Below are 22,128 nucleotides of genomic sequence, written 5' to 3'. Positions count from 1 at the left end.
CGGCGGGCGCAGGCCCCTTGCGCCCCATGCTGATCGAGTAGCGCCCGCAGGGCGCGTATCGAGATCCGCCGTCACCAGGAGGGTGGGTCTCGATACGCCCCTGCGGGGCTGCTCGACCAGCATGTGCGGCCGCCGCTCAGTGGCTGCTCGGCCAGCAGGCGGCGGGTCAGCCGCGGGTCACCGACCAGGGGGTGCGGAGGGCGCGCTCGGCGAGCACGCGGCGCGCGCCCGTCAGCGCGACGTCGGCGGTCTGCGCGGCGTCGGCGGCCGACGGGCCGGCGATCAGGCGCAGCGGGCCCGGGTCCACGCTGAGCGCGCCGTCCTCGCCGGTCGCCGCGAGCCGCGCCGCCTCGACGTGGAAGTGCACGGTCAGCGACTCCCCCGCGGCGATCGGCACGCGCGCGTAGCCGAGCAGCTGCGCGGCCGGCCGCACGACGGGCGAGGTCGGGTAGGCGGCGTACAGCTGCACGACCTCGACGGTGTCCTCGCCGCTGTTGCGGATGGTGACCGCGGCGTCGAGCGCCCCGTCCACCGCCAGCACCGCCGGTGCGGACAGCGCCTCGTAGGAGATGTCGCCCCGCGTCAGCCCGAAGCCGAACGGGTGCAGCGGCGTGTTGTCGAGCGCAGTGATGCCCGGGTTCGAGAGCCCGAGCGACGGCTGCAGGTACGTCGTCGACGCCGAGGGGAGCCGCGGGATCTGCACGGGCAGGCGCCCGGTCGGCGAGACCCGTCCCGAGAGCACGCCGGCGACCGCGGCCGCCCCGTCCGCTCCGGGGAAGAACGCCTGCACGACCCCGCGCGCCGAGCCGTACGCGCCGAGCGCGTAAGGCCGGCCCGAGAGCACGACCAGCACGGTCGGCACGCCGGTCGCGAGGACCGCCGAGACCAGCTCGTCCTGGGCGCCCGGCAGCCGCAGGTCGGCCGCGTCGCAGCCCTCGCCCGAGGTCCCGTCGCCGAACAGCCCGGCCACGTCGCCGACGACGACCACGGCTGCGTCGCTCGAGCGCGCCACGGCGACGGCCTCGGCGATCGCGGAGGTGTCCGCGGAGGTGATCGATCCGCCGGCCGCGAAGCGCACCCGCTCCTCGCCGAGCTCGGCGCGCAGGGCGGTGAGCACGGTCGGGATCTCGATCCCGAGGTCGTGCCCCGGGTGCTTGGAGAGCACGTGGTTCGGGAAGGCGTAGCAGCCGACCAGGCTGCGGAACTGGTCCGCCGCCGGACCGACCACCGCGACCGTGCCGGAGGCGAGCAGCCCGATCATGTCCTCGTCGCGCAGCAGCACGACCGACTCCTCCGCGATCCGGAGCGAGATCGCCCGGTTGCGCGCGCTGTCGAGGTCCACCGACTCGGCGCCCTCGGGCACCAGCGGCCCGCCGTCGAGCAGCCCGGCCTCGAACTTGTGCCGGAGGTGCCGCTCGACGGAGCGATCGAGGTCGCGCTCGTCGACGACCCCCTCGCGGATGAGCCGCGGCAGCTCGCCGTACGCCGCGGTCTGCGGCAGCTCGACGTCCACGCCGGCGCGGATCGCCAGCCGCCCCGCGTCGGCGGTGTCGACCGCGACGTGGTGCATCGCCTGGAGGAACGGCACGGCCCAGTAGTCGGCGACGACCGTGCCCTCGAAGCCCCACTTCTCCCGCAGGATCGTGGTCAGCAGGTGCCGGCTCGCGCTGCTGGGCACGCCGTCGATGTCGGTGTACGAGGTCATCACGCTGCGCGCGCCGCCGTGCCGCAGCGCGGCCTCGAACGGCGGCAGCACGGTGTCCGCGATCTCGCGCGGCCCCATGCTCACCGGAGCGTGGTTGCGGGCGCCGCGGGAGGCCGCGTAGCCGGCGAAGTGCTTGAGCGTCGCGATGATCCCCGCCGACTCGAGCCCCGCGACGTACGCGGTGCCGAGCTGCGAGACCAGGTACGGGTCCTCGCCGAGGGTCTCCTCGACGCGGCCCCAGCGGTAGTCCTTCACGACGTCCACCACCGGCGCGAGCCCCTGGTGGATGCCGAGGGCGCGCATGTCGGAGCCGATCGCCTCGGCCATCTCGCCGACGAGGTCCTCGTCGAAGGTGGCCGCCCAGGCGAGCGGCGTGGGGAACGCGGTCGCGCCGTACGCGGCGAGCCCGGTCAGGCACTCCTCGTGCGCGATCGCCGGGATGCCCAGGCGCTGCGAGCCGACGACCCGCTCCTGCAGCTCGCGGAGCCGGCGCACGCCCTCCGGCACCGAGACGGGCTCGGTGCCGAAGACGCGGGTGAGCTGGCCGAGACCGCCGTCGAACGGGTCGGCAGCGGTCTCGGGGCCGCCCTCGAGCTTCGGGGCGAAGTCGTCGGCGGAGTCGGTGAGCCAGACGGAGCCGAGCTGGGCCGCCTTCTCCTCGAGCGTGAGCTCGGCGGTGAGGAGACGGGCCCGCTCGCTCGCGGAGAGGGAGCGGTCCCGCCAGTCGCGACCACCGCTCCGATCCCCGGTCTCGTCGGTGCGGTCGGAGGGGACGAGAGTGGTGGAGGCGTCGTGCATCAGCCCTTGAACGCTCCGTCCATGATCCCGGACACCATGCGGCGGCCGACGAAGAAGAACGCGATCAGCAGCGGCAGCGTGGCCATGAACGACCCGCCCATCGCCAGGGCGACGTCGATCGAGCGGTTGGCCTGCAGCTGCTTCAGCGCGATCTGCACCGTGAACAGCTCCGGCGACTTCAGCACGATGAACGGCCACATGAAGTCGTTCCAGACCGCGGTGAACGTGATCAGCCCGAGCACGAACGCCGCAGGGCGGACCACCGGGAAGGCGATCCGCCAGAACAGCTGCCAGGAGTTGGCGCCGTCGATGCGGGCCGCCTGGATCAGCTCGTCGCTGACCGTCGTGGACATGTGCTGGCGCATCCAGAAGATGCCGAAGGCGCTGGCCAGACCCGGGACGATGATCGCCTGGAGGGTGTCGACCCAGTCGAGGGCCGAGACGATCAGGTACTGCGGGATGATGCTCAGCTGCGCCGGCACCGTCATGGTCAGCAGCACGATCAGGAACAGCACGTTGCGGCCCGGGAACTGCAGCTTCGCGAAGGCGAAGCCGGCCATCGCGCAGAGGATCGCGGAGAGGACCGCGATGCTCAGCGACACGATCAGCGAGTTGAAGAGCGACGCGATGAACGGGACGGTGTCGAACACCTTCTCCGCGATGGCGAAGAAGTTCGTGCCCGGGTACAGGCGCGGCGGGATCGACGTGACGGCGGTCGCTCCGACCGACGCGATGACGAACATGTAGTAGAGGGGGAACACCGAGACGAGCACGGCGACGACGAGGAAGACGTACGTCGGCCAGCCGACCCCGCCGCCCTTGCCGCGGCGCTTCGGCAGCACCTTCGGGGTGTCGCCGGTGGCGACGGCCCGGGCCTGCGGGAGGGCCTGATCGATCACATCGGACATCAGACGGCCGCCTTCCGGGTGCGGGTGGACAGGTAGAAGTTGATCAGCGAGACGACCACGACGATCACGAACAGCACGACGCCGATGGCGGAGCCGTAGCCGAACTTGAACTGGCCGAAGCCCTGCTCGTAGAGGAACAGCGCGAGCGTCTGGCACTGCCGGCCGGCGCCGCAGGTGAGGCCCGATTCGGGAGACACCAGGAGCGCCTCCGTGAAGATCTGCAGACCGCCGATGGTCGACATGATCACGGTGAAGACGATGATCGGGCGCAGCGCCGGGATGGTGAGGTGGCGGAACTGCTGCCAGCTGGAGGCGCCGTCGACCGAGGCGGCCTCGAACATCTCGCGCGGGAGCGACTGGAGCCCCGCCAGGTAGAGGAGCGTGTTGTAGCCGAACCAGCGCCAGAAGACCATCGTCGAGATGACGATCCAGGAGCCGTAGTTGGTGGCCAGGAAGTTGATCGAGGGCAGTCCGAAGATGCCGAGGAACCAGTTGATCAGGCCGAAGTTCTTGTCGAAGATCTGCGCGAAGACGATCGCGGTCGCCGCGACGGAGGTGATGTAGGGCACCAGCAGCGCCATGCGCCAGAAGTTCGCCCAGCGCAGTCGCGCGTGGTTGAGCAGGTGCGCCAGGAAGAGCGCGAAGAGCAGCTGCGGCACCGTCGAGATGATGAAGATGCCGAAGGTGTTGACCAGGGCGTTCCAGAACCGGCTGTCCGCGAAGAGCTGCTGGAAGTTCGCGAGGCCGACGAAGGTCTGCTCGCCGATCGGGTTCCAGTCGAAGAGCGAGACGTAGAACGTGAAGAGCAGCGGGAAGAGCCCGAACACGATGAAGATGAGGAAGAAGGGCGCGACGTACGCGTAGGGGGCGATCCGCTCCGAGAGGGAGTTGCGGATCTTCGCGGCCTTCTGGACCGGGACGCTGGGCTGCTTGCGCTGCCTGGGGGGACGTATGGCTGTCGCCGTTGACACGTGGGTTACCTCCGTCGAAGGGGCGGCCCGGCGCGCGAGGCGCCGGGCCGCTCGGGTGGGTGGGGCGATCAGCCGCCGATGGCCTGCTTGGCCGTGTCGAGGGCCGTCGACCACGCCTTGTCGGAGGTGACGTTGCCCGCCTCCAGCTCGACGAGGGTGTTCAGCAGGGCGCCGTTGATCGGCGTCGTGTCGGGACCGTTGTAGAACGAGGGGAACTGCTCGACCGAGGTGGCCATGACCTCGCCGATCTTCGAGTCGCCGAAGAACGGGTCGGTGTAGTTGCGGACCTCGTCGCTCGCGACCGCCTCGGTGGCGGCGGGCAGGGTGCCCGAGGCCGCGAAGTGGTCGGTCTGGCCCTCGGCGGACATCATGGTCTTGATGTACTGCCAGGCGGCCTCGGGGTGCTCGGCGCGGGCCGGGATGGCGATGACGCTGCCGCCCCAGTTGCCGCCGACGCCGGGGACGCTCGTGACGCGCCAGTTCCCGGCGGTGTCGGGGGCGTCGGTCTTGATGCCGGCGAGGATCCACGACGGCGCGATGGTCACGGCGAAGGCGCCGTTGGCGCGGCCGGGAGCCCAGCCCGAGGACCAGGCGGCGATGCCGGCGCTGATGCCGGCGTCCTTGGCGTCCACGGCGACCTGGAACGCGTCCTTCACCTGCGGGTTGGTGTCGTAGACGAGCTCGCCGTCGGGCGAGTAGTACTTCTCGGAGACCTGGTTGACGGTCGAGAAGAAGACGCTGGTCTCGATGTTGTCGACGAACAGCTTGCCGGTGGCCTCGGTGTACTTCTCGCCCATGGCGATGAAGGACGGCCAGTCCTTCCACATCGCGGCGACCTCGGCCGGGTCGGTCGGCAGACCGGCGGCCTCGAAGAGGTCGGCGCGGTAGGCGAAGCCGAGTCCGCCGACGTCGGTGGGCACGCCCACGACGGAGCCGTCGTCGGCGGTCGCCGCGGAGGCGGCCCACGGGAGGTAGGCCGAGGCCACGTCGTCGCCGCCGAGGGTGCGCAGGTCGAGGAAGTTCGAGCTGTTGGCGACGAACTGGGGCAGGTCGTCGTTCTGGATCATGACCAGGTCGGGCACCTTGCCGCCGGCCAGCGCCGCGGTGAGGGCGGTCGCGGTCTCGGTGGTGCTGCCGACCTCGGAGAGCTTGATCTTCGCGTCGGGCATCTTCGCGAGGTACTCGTCGACGCTGTCCTTGGCGTTGATGCCGGTGAAGGACCAGAAGGTCGCCTCGGCGTTCGGGTCGTCGGACGCGCCGCCACCGCTTCCGGACGAGCATCCGGTGAGGGCGAGGGCCACGGCGGCGGCTGCTGCGGCCACGGCCGTCAGTCTTCTTTTCACGATTGTTCCTCTTCGTCGGGGATTCGCGGGGGGTCTCGCTGGAGGAGACCGGGAGCAAGAGAACGATCTCTTGGACGCCAAGGTAGCTGGCCTTTCCCCCTCGTGCAAGCGCGATCTCGGAGTCGTTATCGCAGCATGAGATATCGATCTCCCCTAGTATCTGTAAGAAGTTTCGCAAATCGGACCGCTACGGCCCCGGGGGAGGCGTCCCCGTGGGACTCTGGAGATCGAGCATCCGGCGCCCCGGCCGGCTCCCCTCCTCGTTCAGAAGGATGCAGCCATGACCCGACCCACGCTCGTGGACGTCGCACGGGCCGCGGGCGTGTCCCGCGCCACCGCCGCCCGGGTTCTCGCGGGCGGCACGAACGTCGACGTCCGCATGTCGGCCGCCGTCGAGCACGCCGCGAAGCAGCTCGGCTACGAGGCCAACAGCGCCGCGCGGATGCTGCGCGGCGGCCGCTCCGGCGCGATCGCGCTGATCGTCGCCTTCAACGAGCTCGACAGCCTCACCGGCACGTTCTTCACCTCGGTGCTCAAGGGCGCCGCGAAGGGGCTCTACGCCGCCGAGGTGCAGCCGGTGCTGCTGCCCGCGGACCACGACGACGGCGACCGCATCCCCAAGTTCCTCCGCTCGCGCGCGGTCGACGGGGCGATCGTGATCCTGCAGCACGAGATCACGCACCTCGCGCAGGCGCTCGCCGACTCCCCCGTGCCGATCGCCTGGGTCGGCCGGCCGCGGGTCGCGCTGGCCGAGGACGCCATCGTGATCGACTCCGACAACTACGGCGGCGGCCGGCTCGCCGCCCGCGCGCTCGCCGACTCCGGCCGGCGCCGGCTCGGCATCATCGCCGGCCCGCACGACATGGAGCCGGCCCGCGACCGCATCCGCGGCTGGCGCGACGAGCTGACCGAGCTGGGGCTGGATCACAGCCCGATCGTGCACGGCGAGTTCACCCTCGAGAGCGGCTCGGCCGCGATGGCGCGGCTGCTGCAGCGCCACCCCGACCTCGACGGCGTCTTCGCCTCCTCCGACCTGATGGCCAACGGCGCGATCCGCGTGCTGCAGGCCTCCGGCCGGCGCGTGCCCGCCGACATCTCGGTCGTGGGCTTCGACGACGTGGTCATCGCGACCACCTCGGACCCGACGCTGACCACGATCCGCCAGCCGCTGGAGGACATGGGGCGCGTCGCCGCGGAGACCGTGGTGGCCGTGGTGGCGGGCCGCGAGGTCGACCGGCAGCCGATCCTCGCGACGACGCTCGTGCAGCGGGAGTCGGCATGATGCCGCCGCCGCATCGCGTGATCGTCAGCACCGACGCCGCGAACGAGGCGGACGACCAGTTCGCGATCGTGCAGGCGCTGCTGAGCGCGACGCTCGACGTCCGGGCGCTCGTGGCGGCGCACTTCGGCCGGCCCGGCAGCCTGCGGGAGTCGCGCGCGGAGATCGATCGCGTGGTCGCCCTCGCCGGGGCCGACGTGCGGGTCGTGGACGGGGCGTCCGCGGCGCTGGTCGCCGGCGGTTCCGCGGAGTCCGTGGCGTCCGAGGGCTCGCGCGTGATCGTCGAGGAGGCGCTGCACGGCGAGGGCCGGCTGTGGATCGCCGTGCTCGGCCCGCTCACCGACGTCGCCGCGGCGCTGCTGGCGGAGCCGTCGATCGCCGAGCGCGACGTCGTCGTGGTCTGGGTGGGCGGCCCGCCCTACGAGGGCATCGCCGCGTACCACCCGGAGTTCAACCTGATCAACGACGTCGCCGCCGCGAACGCCGTGCTCGCCTCCGGAGTCGCCGTCTGGCAGATCCCGATGCCCGTCTACACGATGGTCGGCGTCGGCCACGCCGAGCTGCGCACGCGGCTGGGCGGCACGAGCCCGCTCGGCGACTACCTCGTCGACCAGCTGATCGCCTTCAACGCGACGATCCCCTACGGCCCGCTCGACTTCCGCTCCCTCGGCGACAGCCCCGCGATCGGCGCCGTGATGAACCCCGCCGGCGGCCGCTGGCGCGCCGTCCCCGCCCCGCGCTTCACCGCCACCGGTGACCTCCAGCCCGGCGTCGGCCCGCACCCGATCCGCGTCTGCGAGTCCTTCGACACCCGCTGGCTCCTCGAGGACCTCTTCGCGAAGCTCCTCGAGTTCGGCCGCGCCGGCCGCTGACCGGCCCGTGCTGGGCCGTCCGCGAGACGTCTCCGAGGAGCCGAGGCCGCCCGTTGCACGGGACGCCTCGGCCGTTCGAGGACCTCTCACCGGCGACGGCATCTCCTCCGGCGCACAACATCAGCTGAGAGCACAGGGCCTCCCCTGTCAGAGGAGGGACCCCCGTCTCAGCTGATGTTGTGCGCGACTTCGGCGGCAGAGCAGCAGCCGGATCGGGTGCAGACGGGGCCACGGTCAGGCGCGGGCCGCCTTGACGTAGGCGACGACCGCGTTCGCGTGCCCGTGGCCGAGACCGTGCTCGGTCTTCAGCCAGGAGACGACCTGCATGTGCGTCTCGGAGTCGAGCCGCTCGTTCACCAGGTCGAGCCACTCCTGAACGGGACGGCCGTAGGTGGTCTCGATGCTCGGGAAGTACGACGCGGGTCCCTTCGGCTTCGAGCCGTCGGCGGGAGGCTCCGGAGCGAGGACGCGCGAGGGGGTCATGCCGGTCACTGTAGCGGCGCCGGGGGCGGCGGGTCTCGATACGCGGCTGCGCCGCTGCTCGACCAGCATGGAGGAGGCGCCGCCCTGCGATGCCGGGCCGGCAGAGCCATGCTGATCGAGTAGCCCTCGCAGAGGGCGTATCGAGATCCACTGGCCTGGAGACGTGGGGTCTCGATACGCGGCTGCGCCGCTACTCGACCAGCATGAACGGCCCGCTCCGCCCCACGGCAGCCCGCCGGCCGCCCCACGGCAGCCCGCCGGCAGCCCGCCGGCCGCAGCATGCTGATCGAGTAGCGCCCGCAGGGCGCGTATCGAGATCCGCCCCTCCGGGCACGGCGAGTCAAACCTGCAGCTGCTCCCTCGCACCCTGAGCCGCTGACGCGACGCGGCGCGGCTGCGGCCCCTCGTTCCGCGTCACGCCCTTGTCGACCCTGATGGCTTGGGGGACGCTTATGGCCATACACAGAAGACCATGTCGATGAGGCGAGATCACCGGGCGGTCCTACTTCGACGAGGAGAAGACGGATGCAGAGGACGGACGAGGAGCGATGAGGTCCCTGGGCGGCGAGGTCCGGAGGGAGCTGCGCGGCGCGGTCGCCTCCCGGCTCCTCCTCGTCGTCCTGCTCGCGGGCGCCGTCTTCGCGGTCTGGAGCGCGGTGACCGACGTCGGCAACGCGCGGTCGACGGCGGCGCTGTTCGAGAGGACCGCCGCGGAGTACCGCTCGGCCGGGCACTCCGTCGAGGAGGCACTGGCGGAGCCCGTGAGCGTGACCACGGACGAGGACGGGCGGACGGAGATCGACAATCCGCTGCGCTACGACTTCGAGGCGGCGACGGCGGCCTCGGCGGCGCTGACTCCGCTCGGTGCGGTCGGCACGGGGCTGAGCCTCGCGGTGTTCCTCGTGACCCCGCTCCTCGGCTACGCGACGGGGCTCTTCGCGGCGACCACGGATCTCCGCGGCGGGTCGATCATCGTGCGATGGCCGCAGGTCCGCCGGGCGCGCACCTTCGTCGCGGCGAAAGCGACGCTCCTCGTCGTGGCCGTCCTGGCCTTCGGCGCGGCGCTCGTGCTGACGGCGGCCGTCGCCGGGCTCATCACCGCGCAGCTGAGGCCGTTCCCCGTCGACGGATCGTCGGCGCCGCTGTCCGCGGATCCCGCGGCGATCGGCGCAGTGGCGGCCGCCTTCGCGCTGATCGGGGTCGCGTTCGGGGCGCTGGGCTTCCTCGTCGCGACGCTGACACGGGAGCGCGCCTTCTCGCTCACCGTCTTCGCCCTGGCCTACTACCTGCTGCCGATTCTGGGGCCGTGGGACCCGCGGAACCTCGTGCCGAGCGTCGCGGCGCCGTGGCTCGTCTTCCACGGCGGGTTCCAGCCGCGGGCCGTCGGCGACCTCGGCGTGCCGCTGAGCGCAAGCGCCCTCGGCGTCGGAGCGCTCGTGCTCCTCGCCGTGAGCGCGGCGGTGTGGTCGCTGCGCGACAAGACGCCGCGGGGCGTCTGAGCGGCTCCCGCGCTGTCGTCCTCGGCGTCCACTGCGCTGGGGACGCCGGGTCTCGATACGCGGCTGCGCCGCTACTCGACCAGCATGAGGGGGGCGCCCCACGGCAGCACACCGACCGAAGCGCGCTGAACAAGCAGCGCCCGCAGGGCGTCCGCAGCATGCTGATCGCGTAGCCCTCGAAGCGGGCGTCTTGAGATCCACCTCGCTCGGGACAGGGCCGCGCCCATCATCAGCCGACACCGCCCGGCCTTCCCCGTCAGCGGAGGGACCCTCTTCTCACGCCGGCCGTCAGCGCTGCTGGTCGACCGAGCTCTCCCCCAGCGCGGGCTCGAGGTCGACCGACGGCGGTCCCGGAAGGGCGCCGGTCTCCGGCGGCTCCGCGCGCAGGTACTGCGCCGAGATCGTGCGGTACGAGCGGGTGAGCATCGCGGCGCCGGCCGCGACCACCATGACCGCCCCGCCGATCAGGAACACGAGCGCGATCCCCCGCCCGACCCCGTCGCCGAGCAGCCAGCCGTACGCCGCCCGCCCGTCGGCCGACTCCATGTACGGGATCAGCGCGAACTCCGCGATCGGCGCGATCAGGAACGCGGTGATCGGCGCCGCCGCCGACTCCAGCGCCGCCGCGAAGCCGAAGACGCGTCCCTGGGTCTCGAACGGGACGACCTTCTGCACGACGGTCTGCTCCGCCGCCTCGACCGCCGGGATCAGCGTCATGTAGACCCAGATGCCGCCGGCGTACAGCCACCACCAGTCGCGGAGGGTGAAGACCGCGCCGATCACGCCCATCGCCATGACCAGCAGCAGCATCGTCCGGATCGGGTTCCGGCCGAGACCGAGCTTCGCGACCAGCAGCCCGCCGATGATGAAGCCCGTCGCGGTCACGCCGAGCACGACGCCCCACAGCTCCACCGGGAACAGCTCGAGCCCGTAGGGATCCATCAGCGCCAGGTACACGCCGCCGATCAGGTTGTTGAAGGTCGAGAAGACGATCAGCGCGAAGAGCCCGGTCGCCTCGCGCACCGCCGTGATGCTCCCTCGCAGATCGATCAGCGGGGCCCGCGAGCCGGCCGCCGCGGGGATCGCCTCGGCGATCCGCAGGAACAGCAGGTGCACGAGCGCCGCGGCGGAGACGCCGATCGCGATCAGCAGCGTCCAGCCCATGCCGAGCAGGCCGATCGACAGCCCGCTGAACACGCTCGTCACCACGAACGCGAGCCCCTGCACCGTGCCGACCAGGCCGTTCGCGTTCGCGTGGCGCTCCACCGGCACCATCAGCGTCACCGTCGTCGACAGGGCGATGTTCCGCATGTTCTCGATCACCGCGCCGAAGAGGACCGTGCCGGAGAAGACCCAGAACCAGGGCCCGCCGAAGTCCAGCAGCGCCGCCTCCGGCAGCGCGAGGTACAGGCCGCCGGCGACGCCGAACGACACCAGCGTCACCGCCCCGGCGAACACCATCACCCGATGCTTGCGGTGCCGGTCGACGATCGTGCCGAAGGCCATCGCGAAGACCGCGACGAGCAGCATGTACGCGCCGCCGATGATCCCGGTGGCGAGCACCGAGCGCGTCTCGAGGTACACCCAGAAGGTCAGCGCGAACCAGAGGAAGCTCGTCGTCACGTTCGCGACCGCGGTGTTGACGAGGATCCAGCCGAAGGTGCGCAGGCTCGCCGCGCTCGGCTCCGCGGCGGGTGCGCCGGCGGCGTCGGGGACGGTCGAGGACATGGCTTCCCTCCGCTCGGCGACGGCCTGCCCGGAGTCGTCCCGGACCGCCGTCGCAGCCACTGTAGGCCCGAGCCGCCGACCGGTCGAGAGGCGACCGGGAGAGCAACGCGACCTCTCCGCGGACGCCGTCGCGTCACTCCGCTCGCGGCAGCGCCACCCCCATCCGGTAGAACCGGTCGGCCGTCCCCGCGAACACCGCGAGCCGCTCAGCCGGTGAGAGCTGCGCCGTCAGCGCGTCGAACGCCGAGTACAGCTCGGTGAAGGAGCTGTAGAGCCCGTCCACGGGGAAGTTGCTGCCGAACATCGACCGGTCCGGACCGAAGACCTTCAGGGTCTCGAGGACGAACGGCGCGATCGACTCCCGGGTCCAGGAGTGGTCGTTGGTGCCGAGCGCCGAGATCTTGACGACGGTGTTCTCCTGCGCGGCGACCGCGGCCAGGCCCGCGCGCCACTCGGCGACCGACTCCGGATCGCGCCCGATCGGCATGCCCAGGTGATCGAGCACGATCGCCGTCTCCGGGAAGTCCGCGGCGAGCGCCGCCGCCTCCGCGAGCTGCGCGGGGAACACCTGCAGATCGAACGAGAGCCCCAGCCCCTGCAGCCGGCCGAAGTTCGCCCGCCAGACCGGATCGCCGAGGACGTCGCCCCGGTCCCGGTGGCTGTAGACCGGGTCCGGATGCCAGTTCAGGATGTCGCGGACGCCGCGGGTGACCGCGAACGCGGCGTGCTCCTCGAGCAGCCGCGGCGCCTCCGGATCGAGCAGCGACACGTGCGCGACGTGGACGGTCGGCACCGTGCTCTCCCGGGCGAGCGCGTCGATCCACGCGGTCTCGGCGAGCGCGTCGGCGGCACCGTTCTCGACGTGCACCGAGGCGAGCAGCGTCACGTCGCGGGCGTCCGCGCGGTAGTCGTCGACGCTGTAGGAGCGGCGGAGCGGGCGGTCGTCGCCGTGGTAGCGGAACGGCTCGGCGGGTCCCTCCAGCCACGGGTACGAGCGGCGCAGGTCGGTGAGGTGGTGGTGCGCGTCGATGACGACGAGGTCAGGCATGCGGCTCCTCCGGTCGGCGGGCGAGCCCGGCGAGCGTGCGGTGCACGCCGGTGTGGTCGAGGTCGCCGTCGCCCTCGGCGATCATCCTCTCGAACAGCGCGGTCACCGCGGCGGTGGTCGGCAGCACGACGCCCTCCGCGGCGGCGGACTCGGCGACGAAGCGCAGGTCCTTGAGCTGGTTGCGGGCGCTGCCGCCCTCGGCGAAGTCCTCGTCGAGCCACTTGCGGCTCTTCTGCTCCAGGACCTCGGTGCGCGCCAGTCCACCCTGCAGAAGCTCGACGACCGTGGCGGGGTCGAGACCGGCGCTCCGGGCGAGCAGCAGCGCCTCCGACACCACGGCGACCGTGCCGGCGACGACGATCTGGTTGCAGAGCTTGGCGGTGGCGCCCGCTCCGCTCGGCCCGAGGTGGCGGACCGTGCGCCCGAGCCGCTCGAAGACGGGGAGCACGCGGGCCACCGGCTCGTCGGCGCCGCCGACCATGATGCTGAGCGTCGCGTCGCGGGCGCCGACCGTTCCGCCGCTGAGCGGGGCGTCGACCACCTGCACACCGTGCTCCGCGGCGAGGCGGCGGGCGAGCCCCGCGACCGCGACCGGCGAGATCGTGCCGTGCACGACGAGCACCGGAGCGGCGATCCCCGCCGCGCGCCAGCCCGCGAGCAGGCCGTCCTCGCGCTCGAGCAGCGATTCCACCTGCACCAGATCGGGCAGCACCGTCAGCACGACGTCGCCGGCCGCCGCCGCAGGGGTCGGCGCGACCACGGCGCCGAGCTCCGCGAAGGGCGCGGCCCGCGACGCCGTCCGGTTCCACACCGTGAGCGCCCCGCCCGCGAGCAGGTTCCGCGCCATGGGCGCGCCCATCGGTCCGAGGCCGAGCAGCGAGAGCTTCACGCGCCGTACCCCGCGGGCGCCACGTCGGCGAGCTCCTGCGGTGCGACGTCGTCGAGCAGCACCCGCGCCTCGAAGCCGAGCAGCTCGCGGGAGCGGGTCAGGTCGAGCCCGACCGCGCGCCCCTCGAGCCGCCCGCGCGGGACGTCCGGGGCGATCGCGTCGAGCGCGTCCGCGGTGCTCCCGCGCAGATAGGTGAGCGGAGCGGCGACCAGGATCCCCGGCGCCGGCGGTGTCTCGTGCAGCAGCGCCGCGAGCACGGCCCGCGCCGAGTCGGCGGCGTCGAGATAGCTCCAGCCCTCCGCCGCCTGCCGTCGCGGGTCGGCCGCCAGCACCGCTCGCAGGTGCGCGCCGAACACGCGGCCGCCGTCCACGGTGATGTCGCGGACCAGCGGGTAGCGCAGCCCGGTGAGGCTCAGCCCCCAGGTCGCGTGCGCCATCCGCGCCGCGTCCTCGGTCGCGAGCTTCGACAGCGAGTACTCGTCCGAGATCCGCGGCTGCGCGTCCTCGGAGTAGGGGAAGACGGGCGGCAGCACCTGCTCGGCGCCGAGCGGGTAGCCGTTCGCGTTGATGCTCGAGGCGTAGACGACCTCCGCGACCCCGGCCCCGGCGGCGGCGGCGAACACCGCGAAGCTGCCCACCGCGTTCACCCGGTAGGTCTCGACCGCGTCCGCCATGCCCAGCCCGGCGTAGCCGCCCAGGTGCACCACCGCGTCCTGCCCGGCCACCGCCTCCGCCAGCACGGCCGGGTCGGTCACGTCGCCGACGATCGAGCGGACGTCCGCGTCCGACGCGACGCGGTCCAGGACGGTGACCACCGCCCCTTCCGCCAGCAGCGCCCCGACCGTGGGCCGGCCGATCAGGCCGCAGCCGCCCGTCACGAGGACGCGGGCACCGTCGAGCGTCGTCAGCCGCGCCGTCGCGCTCCGCCGCGCCGTCACGCGCGCACCGACGGCGTCGACTCGGTGGGCGGCGCCGCGACGTCCTCGCGCTGCTTCTTCCTTCCCCGCGAGAGCATCGGCCAGCCCTTGCTGCCCTGGTCGAGGGTGACCGCGATGAGGACGACGAGTCCGGTCACGATCTGCTCGTAGAAGCTCGGCACGTTCAGCAGCACCAGGCCGTTGGTGAGCGCGCCGAGGATCAGCGCACCGACCAGGGTGCCCGCGATGCGGCCCTCGCCGCCCATCAGGTTCGCGCCGCCGATCACCGCGGCCGCGATCGCGGTCAGCTGGTACGGGCTGCCCGCGTCCGGCTGCGCCGCGTTGATCCGGGCGACGATCACCAGGCCGGCCAGCGCCGAGAGACCGCCGGAGATGCAGTACACCGCGATCTTCACCCGGTGCACCCGCACGCCCGAGAGCCAGGCGGTCTCCTCGCTGCCGCCGACCGCGATCACGTTCTGGCCGAAGACGGTCTTGCGCAGCAGCAGCCAGGCCGCGATGCCGACGACCGCCACGATCAGCACGACGACGGGCACACCGCCGACGTAGCTGTTGAGCAGCAGGATGAACTCCTTCGGCACGTCGTAGACCGGCTTGCCGTTCGTGGCGACGTACGCGCCGCCCTGGAAGACGCTCATCGTGCCGAGCGTCGCGATGAACGGCGGCAGGTTCAGCTTGGTGACCAGCAGCCCGTTGATCCCGCCGCAGACGAGGCCGAGGACGATGCCCGCGGCCAGCCCGAGCAGCGGCGGCACCCCGCCGTTGACCAGCAGCGAAGCGCTGACGATGCCGACGAAGCTGGCCATCGCGCCGACCGCGAGGTCGATGCCGCCGGTGATGATGACGAAGGTCAGCCCGATGCCGATGATCGCGTTCACGCTCGCCGACACCGCGACGTCGCGGAGATTGCCGAGGGTGAGGAAGTTCGGGTTCAGGACGCCGAGGACGACGAAGAGGACGACCGCGGCGAGGTAGATGCCGAAGGCCTGCAGGTTGAAGGAGCGGCGGGGCGGCGTGGCGACGCCCCCGGTCTCGGGGGAGGTCATGAGATTCCTTTCGCGACGCCCATGGCGTTGGTGACGATGCTGTGCTCGGTGATGTCGTCGCCGATGTGCTCGGAGACGAAGCGGCCCGCCCTCATGACGAGGACCCGGTCGCTGAGGGAGATGATCTCGGGCAGGTCGCTCGAGACGACGATCACCGCGTGCCCCTCGGAGGCGAGCTGGTCGATGAGCTCGTAGATCTCGACCTTGCCGCCGACGTCGACGCCCTTGGTCGGCTCGTCGAAGAGGAAGACGCTCGCGCCGAGCCAGATCCACTTCGCGATCACGATCTTCTGCTGGTTGCCGCCGGAGAACTGGCGGGCGTTCAGCCGGACGTCGGCCGGGCGCAGCGACATCCGCCGGCCCATCTCCTCCGCCGTCGCGATCTGCCGCTTCGTGCTGATGAACGGACCGAAGCCGTTGAGCTGCCGATCGGAGGTGAGGGCGACGTTCGCGTAGGCCGGGGTCTGCAGCACGAGTCCCTGGTGCTTGCGGTCCTCCGGGATGAAGGCGATCCCCGCGTCGCGGCTGTCGCGCGGCGAGCGCACCTTGAGCGTGCGGCCGGCGAGCCGGACCGTGCCCTCGCTGCCCTCGTCGGCGCGGATCAGCGCGCGGAGGAACTCGGTGCGCCCCGAGCCGACCAGGCCCGCGATGCCGACGACCTCGCCGCGCCGCACCTGGATCGACTCCGGCCCGACGCCGCTCGGGTGCGTGACGCCGGAGGCTTCGAAGTGCACCTCGGCGTCCGCGGCGACCGGGTGCCGCCGCTCGAACGAGAGCAGCTCGCGCCCGACCATCCGCCGGACGATGTCCTCGGAGGACGTCTCGGCGATCGGCGCGTCGTAGGCGGGCCGCCCGTCGCGGAGGACGACGACCGTGTCCGAGACGCTCATCACCTCCGGCATCTTGTGCGAGACGTAGATCACGCCGACGCCCCGCCCGTGCGCGATCTCGCGCACCCGGGTCAGCACGCCCTCCACGTTGTGCTCGAGCATGCTGGTCGTCGGCTCGTCCAGAGCGACGATCTTGGCCCCGAAGGCGAACGCCCGCGCGATGGTGAGCGCGTGCCGCTGCGCCGGGCTCAGCCGGCCGACCGGCGTCCGCCCGTCCATCGGGAAGCCCATCCGGTGGACGTCCTGGAGGGCCTGGTCGAGGTCGTCCTGGGCGGAGGCGCGCTGCGTGCGCGTGCGCCCGAGCAGCAGGTTCTGCGTCACCGTGAGCTGGGGCACGATGGCCGGCTCCTGGTGCGCGATCCGCACCCCCTCCGCGAGCGCCTGGCGCGAGGTGTACTCCATCCGCCGCACGCCGTCGATGGTGATCGAGCCGCGGTCGGGGCGGAGGGCGCCGCCGAGGATGTTGAGCAGGGTGCTCTTCCCCGCGCCGTTCTCGCCCGCGAGCGTGCGGATCTCCCCGCGTTCGAGGGTGAAGCTCACGCCGTCCAGGGCGCGGACGCCGGGGAACGACTTCGCGATGCCGCGGACCTCGAGCAGATGCTCGGCCATGTTCCGTCTTCTTTCCTGATCGAGAGGGACCTTGCTGGGAGCGCACTCCGCCGGAGGGGTCTCCGGCGGAGTGCGGGGGTCAGCCGCGGGTCACGGCATCCCGGTCTCGTAGTCGGCGACGTTCTCGCTGTCGATGATGAAGGCCGGCACGTCGATCCAGCCCGGGACCTCCTTGCCGGCGAGGAGCCAGAGCGCGGCGTCCACGCCGGTCGCGCCCTCCGTCGTCGGCAGCTCGCTGACGGTGGCGGTGTAGTCGCCGGCCAGGATCTGCTTCTTGGCCTGCGGGATGCCGTCGGTGCCGACGAGGATCACCTTCCCGGTGAGGCCCTTCGCGTCGATGGCGGCCTGCACGCCGAGCGCCATGCCGTCGTTCTGCGAGTAGAACGCCTTGATGTCGGGGTTCGCGGTGAGCATCGTGGTCGCGATCTCCTGCGCCTTGGTCTGGTCCCACGAGGCGGTCTGCGAGGCGACGAGCTCGAGGTTCTCGTGCTTCGCGAGCGCGGCCGTGAAGCCGTCGCCGCGGTTGATCGCGTTGGAGGAGCCGGGGTCGCCCTCGATCATCGCGACCTGGCCGCCGTCCGGCAGCAGGTCCGCGATGTAGTCGGCGGCCGTGGCACCGATGGTGGTCGCGTCGGGGCCGACGTAGACGACACCGGGGACGTCGCTCTTCGCGTCGTTCAGCACGACGGCCGGGATGCCGTCGGCGAGGGCGGACTCGAAGACCGAGTCGAGGCCGGTCGCCGAGATGGGCGAGGCGAGGATCGCGGTGCAGCCCTGGTTCATCGCGCTCTTGGCCTTGTCGAGCTGCTCGGTGATCGAGGACTCGTCCGTGACGTCGAAGGTCTGGTAGTCGACGCCGAGCTCCTTCGCGCGGTTCTCGAAGCCGTCGCGCTCGTAGCCCCAGAACTCGTTCGAGAGGGTGCGGGTGATGTAGCAGAGCTTGGCGCCGTCGGGGACGGCCGGGTCGCCGAGCGAGGAGGTGACCTCGTCGACCGGGGTCTGCGCGGACGAGTCGACGAGCGACACGATGTCGGCGCCGGAGCCGCCGGCGGCGGCACCTCCGCCGTCGCTGTCGGGCGAGGCCGAGCAGCCGACGAGGAGCGTCAGGGAGGCGAGCCCGGCGAGGGCGGCGCCGGTGGCGCGGGTGGGGAAGGACATGGGAGGGGGCCTTTCGTCATCGGAAGGTGGGGCGGGGTGTGCGGGGTCGCGGATCGCGAGGGTGGTGCGGAGGCGGGCCGGGCGGAGGACGCGCCCGGCCCGAGGGGGTCAGGAGGCGAGCAGCGCCTCGGTCTCGCGGCGCAGCTCGAGCGCCTCGGCGAGCGACTCGTCGATGATCACGTCGTCCCAGCCGACCGTCGCGCCCTGCGCGATGTCGTGGCGCAGCTCGACGTGGTGGGCCAGGGCGACGGGGAGCGCTCCGATGGCGACCGAGTGCTTCGCGGAGACGAGCTTGCCGTAGACGGTGAAGCCGCCCTCGCCGTCGAGGAACTCGCCGGCCTTGAGGTCCTTCTTCGCGGTCGCGACGACGTCGCCGTAGAAGCCCTCGGGGTGCCCGGTCGAGATGCCGCGCAGCGCCGCGTTGGCGATCGACACGTTCAGCTCGAGACCGACGTAGTGGTACGGCCGGTAGAGCGCCGCGTACTGCTTGGTCGGGTCCGGGTGCCACGGGTACTCGTCGAAGCAGGTGGACACGTAGGGGTTCGTCGCCTTGACCACGACGTAGACGCCCTCCTGCGTGTTGTGCGGGATGAGGGAGCCGTCGCGCCGGACGCTCGACATCACGTCGACCGTCCCCTCGTGGTCGAGGGCGCCGCCGATCGAGCTCGGCCGGCTGATCGTCGCGATCTCCTCCACATCGCCCGGCGTGAACGTGAGGCCGGAGTCGGAGGGCACCAGGCCCGCCGCGTTCGCGACCGCCGCCATCTCGATCGCGGCCTTCGTGCCGTCGCGGAACGAGGTGTGCATGTACGGGTTGAGCTGGCCGGAGTCGGTCAGCTCCTTGCTGAACTCCCAGTTCTCCCAGACGTTGTCGGGGTTCATCTGGTGGTAGTGCTCGAGGTACTTGGCGCCCTTGCCGGCGCAGACGACGTCGAAGCCGCTGGTGCGGGCCCAGTCGACGAGCTCCATGATCAGGGCCGGCTGGTCGCCGTAGGCCATCGAGTAGACGATGCCCGCGGCCTCGGCGCGCTTGGCGAGCGCGGGGCCGGCCAGCGCGTCGGCCTCGACGGTGACCATGATGATGTGCTTGCCGGTCTCGATCGCCCGGAGCGCGTGGTGCACGCCGACGATCGGGTTGCCGGTCGCCTCGACGATGACGTCGATGTCGTGCTCGAAGAGGACGGCGGCGTTGTCGACGATGGTGGTCGTCCGGTTCGCGAGCGCCTCGGGGATGTCCGCGGCCATCGCCTCGGCCGGCCAGTCGACCAGCTCGAAGGCCCCGCGGGCCCGGGCGACGTTGACGTCGGCGATGGCGACCACGTGGACGCCGGGGATGTTGCGCGCCTGCGAGAGGTACATGGTGCCGTAGCGCCCGGCACCGATCAGCCCGATGCGGATGGGGCGGCCCTCTCGTTCGCGATCGCCGAGGAGTTTGTACAGGTTCACGGTGGCCTCTCTGGTCCGGGGGCGCACGGACGCAGAGGGCCGCCTCGGGGGCGGAGGACGTCGTCGTCGTGCGCAGTCTTCGTCGGGGAAGTGCTGCTCGCCGGCTCCCAGTGGAACCGGTACCAGTTTTGTACCAGCAACGATTAGAGTGTGTCAACAGCGAGCGCGGCGGCCCGGTCCCGCGCCGATACGATTGCCCGACAGCTGGGGAGGAACCGTGCAGAAAGCACCGACGATCCGCGACGTCGCGCGCAGTGCGGGCGTCTCGGTGTCCGTGGTGTCGCGCGTGCTCAACGACGGGACCGGCCCGGTCGCCGTCGACACCCGGCGCCGTGTGGTCGAGGCGATCGAGCAGCTCGGCTTCCGGCCGCGCGCCGCGGCCCGCGAGCTGAGCCACGGTCAGACCCTGTCCATCGGTCTGGTCCTGCCCGACCTCACGAACCCGTTCTTCGCCCGCCTAGCCGACAGCGTCGTCTGGGAGGCGCGCGCCCGCGGCGCCCAGGTTCTCCTGATGACGACGCAGGAGGACTCGCACGTCGAGGGCGAGTCGCTCACCAGCCTGCTCGACCGCTCGGTCGGCGGCGTCATCGCGACCCCGTCCGGCGAGAACCTCGAGAAGTGGTCACGGCTGCGCCGGGCCGGGATCGACGTCGTCTTCGTCGACCGCACCACCCCCGGTCTCGACGACGTCGACGTGGTCAGCATCGGCAACTCCGCCTCCGCCGCCCGAGCGACCGATCATCTCCTCGCGCTCGGCCACCGCCGGATCGCGATCGTCTCGGGGCCGCTGCGCACCTCGACCGGCCAGGCGCGCGTCGCCGGCTACCGCGCCGCCCTCACCGCCGCCGGGCTGCCGATCGACGGGACGCTGATCCGCGAGGTCCCGTTCCGCGGCGACATCGGCGGCGAGGCCGTCGCCGCGCTGCTCGCGCTTCCGGAGCCGCCGACCGCCCTGATCGTCGCCAACACGGCGCAGGTGCGCAGCGCCGTGCACCGCCTGTTCCAGCTCGGCGTCGCGATCCCCGAGGCGCTCTCCGTGGTCGTCTTCGACGACAACCCGTGGAGCGAGCTCGTCACCCCGCCGCTCAGCGTCGTCCGCCAGCCGATCGACATGCTCGCCCGGCACAGCGTCGACCTGGTGCTGGCCCGGATGCAGGGCCGGATCCCCGACACCCCCCAGCACATCGAGGTCCAGGCCGACCTCGTCATCCGCTCCAGCTGCGCCGCCCCGGCGCAGCGCTGACTCCGCCCCACCACCCCTCCACGAAAGGCACTGCCATGTCCGACCCCGTCGTCGTCACCGCGATCTTCACCCCCGCCGAGGGCAAGCGCGACGCCCTCGTCGCCGCCCTCTCCCCCGCCATCGCCGAGGTCCACGGCGAGGAGGGCTGCGAGCTCTACGCGATCCACGACTCCCCCGACGGCACCATCGTCATGCTCGAGAAGTGGACCAGCGCCGAGGCCCTCGACGCCCACGGCGCCGGCGACCCCGTCGTCCGCCTGAACGCCGCCATCAAGGGCCTCGTCGCCGCACCCCCGGTCGTCACCCGCCTGTCCCCGATCCCCGCCGGCACCCCCACCCAGGGCGCCCTCTAGCCCCCCGCCCCACCGAATCGCCCGAGAAGGCTCGTTCTCCACCCCGAGAACGCGCCTTCTCGGGCGACTCGGCGCCGCGACCCCGCCGTGGTGGGCGAGCGGCCCCGCAGGGGCGTGCCGATTCATGCTGGTCGAGTAGCCCCGCAGGGGCGTATCGAGACCACCGTCCTCCGAGCATCCAGCCCGCAGACCCGCCGTCCGGCAGGGGTGGATCTCGATACGCCCGCTCCGCGGCCTACTCGATCAGCATGGGAGCGCCCGCACCGAATCGCCCGAGAAGGCTCGTTCTCCACCCCGAGAACGCGCCTTCTCGGGCGACTCGGCGCGCTCCCGGCACTCAGAGAAGAATCGGCCCTGGCGAGGGCGGCTTCTCCGGCAGCCCCGCCTCGAGAATCCGGGTCACGATCGCGACGGCGCGGTCGGCGAGCGCGTCGCCGGGGTAGAAGCTCTCGAACAGGTCTTCAGCGGCCTCCAGAGTGCCGACCTCGCAGAGACTCAGAAGCTGACGGATGTCGTTGGTATCGCGACCGGGTCGATTGGCGCGAAGCTTCATCGCGAGAAGAGCATCAGCTGATGCGACCTGGATCACGACCCCCGCACGGTCGTACACCGTCTCCCACTCGACGACCCGCTCGCCGAGAGTCGGCACCGATCCGGTCTGCTCCACCGCGAAGTTCAGCCAGTCGTCGCTCCACCCGTGCCTGCGTGCCACCTTCGCAGCCGCCCCTGTCACCACGTCATCACTGCCCGGGTTCACGTGGAGCGAGTCCAGATCCTGCGTCGTGCCCCTGTCGAAGTAGCGGAGGGCGAGGGCGGCACCGCCGACGAGCCGGATGCCCGCCGTCTCCTGCAGCTGATGGAGCTCAGCGACGAGTTCCGCGAGACCCGCGATGATGTCGTCGCGGTCGAGCGAGACGGCCAC

The 22,128-nt window shown here is 71.9% G+C and carries 19 protein-coding genes; 5 read left to right on the top strand and 14 right to left on the bottom strand.

Annotation, left to right across the window (positions count from 1 at the left end):
* Positions 1-166 precede the first annotated feature (166 nt).
* The 4 genes from EDF45_RS13165 to EDF45_RS13150 form a co-directional block, all read right to left on the bottom strand.
* On the bottom strand, positions 167-2,503 hold the full coding sequence (locus EDF45_RS13165; RefSeq protein WP_123736339.1) for a glycoside hydrolase family 3 N-terminal domain-containing protein: 2,337 nt from the start codon (positions 2,501-2,503) through the stop codon (positions 167-169).
* Complete coding sequence (locus EDF45_RS13160; protein WP_123706487.1) at positions 2,503-3,411, bottom strand: carbohydrate ABC transporter permease; 909 nt, start codon at positions 3,409-3,411, stop codon at positions 2,503-2,505. Before EDF45_RS13160 ends, EDF45_RS13165 begins: the two co-directional genes overlap by 1 nt.
* The gene (locus tag EDF45_RS13155) at positions 3,411-4,382 is read right to left on the bottom strand and encodes a carbohydrate ABC transporter permease (protein WP_221180979.1); all 972 of its coding nucleotides are present in this window, start codon (positions 4,380-4,382) and stop codon (positions 3,411-3,413) included. Before EDF45_RS13155 ends, EDF45_RS13160 begins: the two co-directional genes overlap by 1 nt.
* 68 nt (positions 4,383-4,450) lie before the next feature.
* The gene (locus EDF45_RS13150; protein WP_123736340.1) at positions 4,451-5,704 is read right to left on the bottom strand and encodes an ABC transporter substrate-binding protein; all 1,254 of its coding nucleotides are present in this window, start codon (positions 5,702-5,704) and stop codon (positions 4,451-4,453) included.
* A 301-nt stretch (positions 5,705-6,005) separates the two neighbouring features.
* On the opposite strand from EDF45_RS13150, the gene EDF45_RS13145 reads away from it, so the two are divergent.
* Positions 6,006-7,007 carry a LacI family DNA-binding transcriptional regulator gene (locus tag EDF45_RS13145; RefSeq protein WP_123446870.1) on the top strand — a complete coding sequence of 334 codons (1,002 nt, stop codon included), beginning with the start codon at positions 6,006-6,008 and terminating at the stop codon, positions 7,005-7,007.
* A 17-nt stretch (positions 7,008-7,024) separates the two neighbouring features.
* A complete protein-coding gene (locus EDF45_RS13140; protein ID WP_221181495.1) occupies positions 7,025-7,876 on the top strand; it encodes a nucleoside hydrolase in 852 nt (283 codons plus the stop codon).
* A 234-nt stretch (positions 7,877-8,110) separates the two neighbouring features.
* On the opposite strand, the gene EDF45_RS13135 is transcribed toward EDF45_RS13140, so the two are convergent.
* Entirely contained in the window at positions 8,111-8,359 is a 249-nt protein-coding gene (locus EDF45_RS13135) for a DUF4287 domain-containing protein (RefSeq protein WP_123736561.1), read from the bottom strand.
* 548 nt (positions 8,360-8,907) lie between these two features.
* Between EDF45_RS13135 and EDF45_RS13130 the strand changes: the two genes are divergently transcribed.
* A complete protein-coding gene (locus EDF45_RS13130) occupies positions 8,908-9,858 on the top strand; it encodes a hypothetical protein (RefSeq protein WP_123736341.1) in 951 nt (316 codons plus the stop codon).
* A gap of 288 nt (positions 9,859-10,146) precedes the next feature.
* Here EDF45_RS13130 and EDF45_RS13125 read toward each other — a convergent pair whose 3' ends face one another.
* The 8 genes from EDF45_RS13125 to EDF45_RS13090 form a co-directional block, all read right to left on the bottom strand.
* Positions 10,147-11,586 carry an MFS transporter gene (locus tag EDF45_RS13125; RefSeq protein ID WP_123736342.1) on the bottom strand — a complete coding sequence of 480 codons (1,440 nt, stop codon included), beginning with the start codon at positions 11,584-11,586 and terminating at the stop codon, positions 10,147-10,149.
* 133 nt (positions 11,587-11,719) lie between these two features.
* Positions 11,720-12,634 (bottom strand): amidohydrolase, encoded by a 915-nt coding sequence (locus EDF45_RS13120; RefSeq protein WP_123736343.1) that lies wholly within the window; start codon positions 12,632-12,634, stop codon positions 11,720-11,722.
* Positions 12,627-13,523, bottom strand: a complete 897-nt coding sequence (locus EDF45_RS13115) for an NAD(P)-dependent oxidoreductase (RefSeq protein ID WP_260312183.1) — start codon at positions 13,521-13,523, stop codon at positions 12,627-12,629. The genes EDF45_RS13120 and EDF45_RS13115 overlap by 8 nt, the downstream gene beginning before the upstream one ends.
* Positions 13,520-14,461 (bottom strand): NAD(P)-dependent oxidoreductase, encoded by a 942-nt coding sequence (locus tag EDF45_RS13110; protein WP_185020177.1) that lies wholly within the window; start codon positions 14,459-14,461, stop codon positions 13,520-13,522. The genes EDF45_RS13115 and EDF45_RS13110 overlap by 4 nt, the downstream gene beginning before the upstream one ends.
* The gene (locus EDF45_RS13105; protein WP_123446898.1) at positions 14,458-15,507 is read right to left on the bottom strand and encodes an ABC transporter permease; all 1,050 of its coding nucleotides are present in this window, start codon (positions 15,505-15,507) and stop codon (positions 14,458-14,460) included. Before EDF45_RS13105 ends, EDF45_RS13110 begins: the two co-directional genes overlap by 4 nt.
* The gene (locus EDF45_RS13100) at positions 15,504-17,006 is read right to left on the bottom strand and encodes a sugar ABC transporter ATP-binding protein (protein ID WP_123736345.1); all 1,503 of its coding nucleotides are present in this window, start codon (positions 17,004-17,006) and stop codon (positions 15,504-15,506) included. The genes EDF45_RS13105 and EDF45_RS13100 overlap by 4 nt, the downstream gene beginning before the upstream one ends.
* Before the next feature lie 90 nt (positions 17,007-17,096).
* Positions 17,097-18,164: a substrate-binding domain-containing protein gene (locus tag EDF45_RS13095; RefSeq protein ID WP_123736346.1), complete on the bottom strand. Its 1,068-nt coding sequence runs from the start codon at positions 18,162-18,164 to the stop codon at positions 17,097-17,099.
* A 108-nt stretch (positions 18,165-18,272) separates the two neighbouring features.
* A complete protein-coding gene (locus EDF45_RS13090) occupies positions 18,273-19,610 on the bottom strand; it encodes an NAD(P)H-dependent oxidoreductase (protein ID WP_123446901.1) in 1,338 nt (445 codons plus the stop codon).
* A 217-nt stretch (positions 19,611-19,827) separates the two neighbouring features.
* On the opposite strand from EDF45_RS13090, the gene EDF45_RS13085 reads away from it, so the two are divergent.
* Together EDF45_RS13085 and EDF45_RS13080 are read left to right on the top strand one after the other, a co-directional pair.
* Complete coding sequence (locus EDF45_RS13085; protein WP_123736347.1) at positions 19,828-20,853, top strand: LacI family DNA-binding transcriptional regulator; 1,026 nt, start codon at positions 19,828-19,830, stop codon at positions 20,851-20,853.
* A 35-nt stretch (positions 20,854-20,888) separates the two neighbouring features.
* On the top strand, positions 20,889-21,206 hold the full coding sequence (locus EDF45_RS13080; protein WP_123736348.1) for a putative quinol monooxygenase: 318 nt from the start codon (positions 20,889-20,891) through the stop codon (positions 21,204-21,206).
* A gap of 337 nt (positions 21,207-21,543) precedes the next feature.
* Here the strand turns inward: EDF45_RS13080 and EDF45_RS13075 are convergent, their stop codons facing one another.
* On the bottom strand, positions 21,544-22,128 hold the full coding sequence (locus tag EDF45_RS13075) for a hypothetical protein (protein ID WP_148060273.1): 585 nt from the start codon (positions 22,126-22,128) through the stop codon (positions 21,544-21,546).

It is taken from the genome of Rathayibacter sp. PhB186, assembly GCF_003751825.1.
Taxonomy (GTDB): domain Bacteria; phylum Actinomycetota; class Actinomycetes; order Actinomycetales; family Microbacteriaceae; genus Rathayibacter; species Rathayibacter festucae.
This window is presented reverse-complemented; position numbering and strand designations above follow the sequence as displayed.

Bases quoted from the DNA above. Each gene is read 5' to 3' on its own strand.
- EDF45_RS13165 (WP_123736339.1), bottom strand. From the start codon at position 2,503: ATGCACGACGCCTCCACCACTCTCGTCCCCTCCGACCGCACCGACGAG.
- EDF45_RS13160 (WP_123706487.1), bottom strand. From the start codon at position 3,411: ATGTCCGATGTGATCGATCAGGCCCTCCCGCAGGCCCGGGCCGTCGCC.
- EDF45_RS13145 (WP_123446870.1), top strand. From the start codon at position 6,006: ATGACCCGACCCACGCTCGTGGACGTCGCACGGGCCGCGGGCGTGTCC.
- EDF45_RS13135 (WP_123736561.1), bottom strand. From the start codon at position 8,359: ATGACCCCCTCGCGCGTCCTCGCTCCGGAGCCTCCCGCCGACGGCTCG.
- EDF45_RS13130 (WP_123736341.1), top strand. From the start codon at position 8,908: ATGAGGTCCCTGGGCGGCGAGGTCCGGAGGGAGCTGCGCGGCGCGGTC.
- EDF45_RS13125 (WP_123736342.1), bottom strand. From the start codon at position 11,586: ATGTCCTCGACCGTCCCCGACGCCGCCGGCGCACCCGCCGCGGAGCCG.
- EDF45_RS13120 (WP_123736343.1), bottom strand. From the start codon at position 12,634: ATGCCTGACCTCGTCGTCATCGACGCGCACCACCACCTCACCGACCTG.
- EDF45_RS13105 (WP_123446898.1), bottom strand. From the start codon at position 15,507: ATGACCTCCCCCGAGACCGGGGGCGTCGCCACGCCGCCCCGCCGCTCC.
- EDF45_RS13100 (WP_123736345.1), bottom strand. From the start codon at position 17,006: ATGGCCGAGCATCTGCTCGAGGTCCGCGGCATCGCGAAGTCGTTCCCC.
- EDF45_RS13095 (WP_123736346.1), bottom strand. From the start codon at position 18,164: ATGTCCTTCCCCACCCGCGCCACCGGCGCCGCCCTCGCCGGGCTCGCC.
- EDF45_RS13080 (WP_123736348.1), top strand. From the start codon at position 20,889: ATGTCCGACCCCGTCGTCGTCACCGCGATCTTCACCCCCGCCGAGGGC.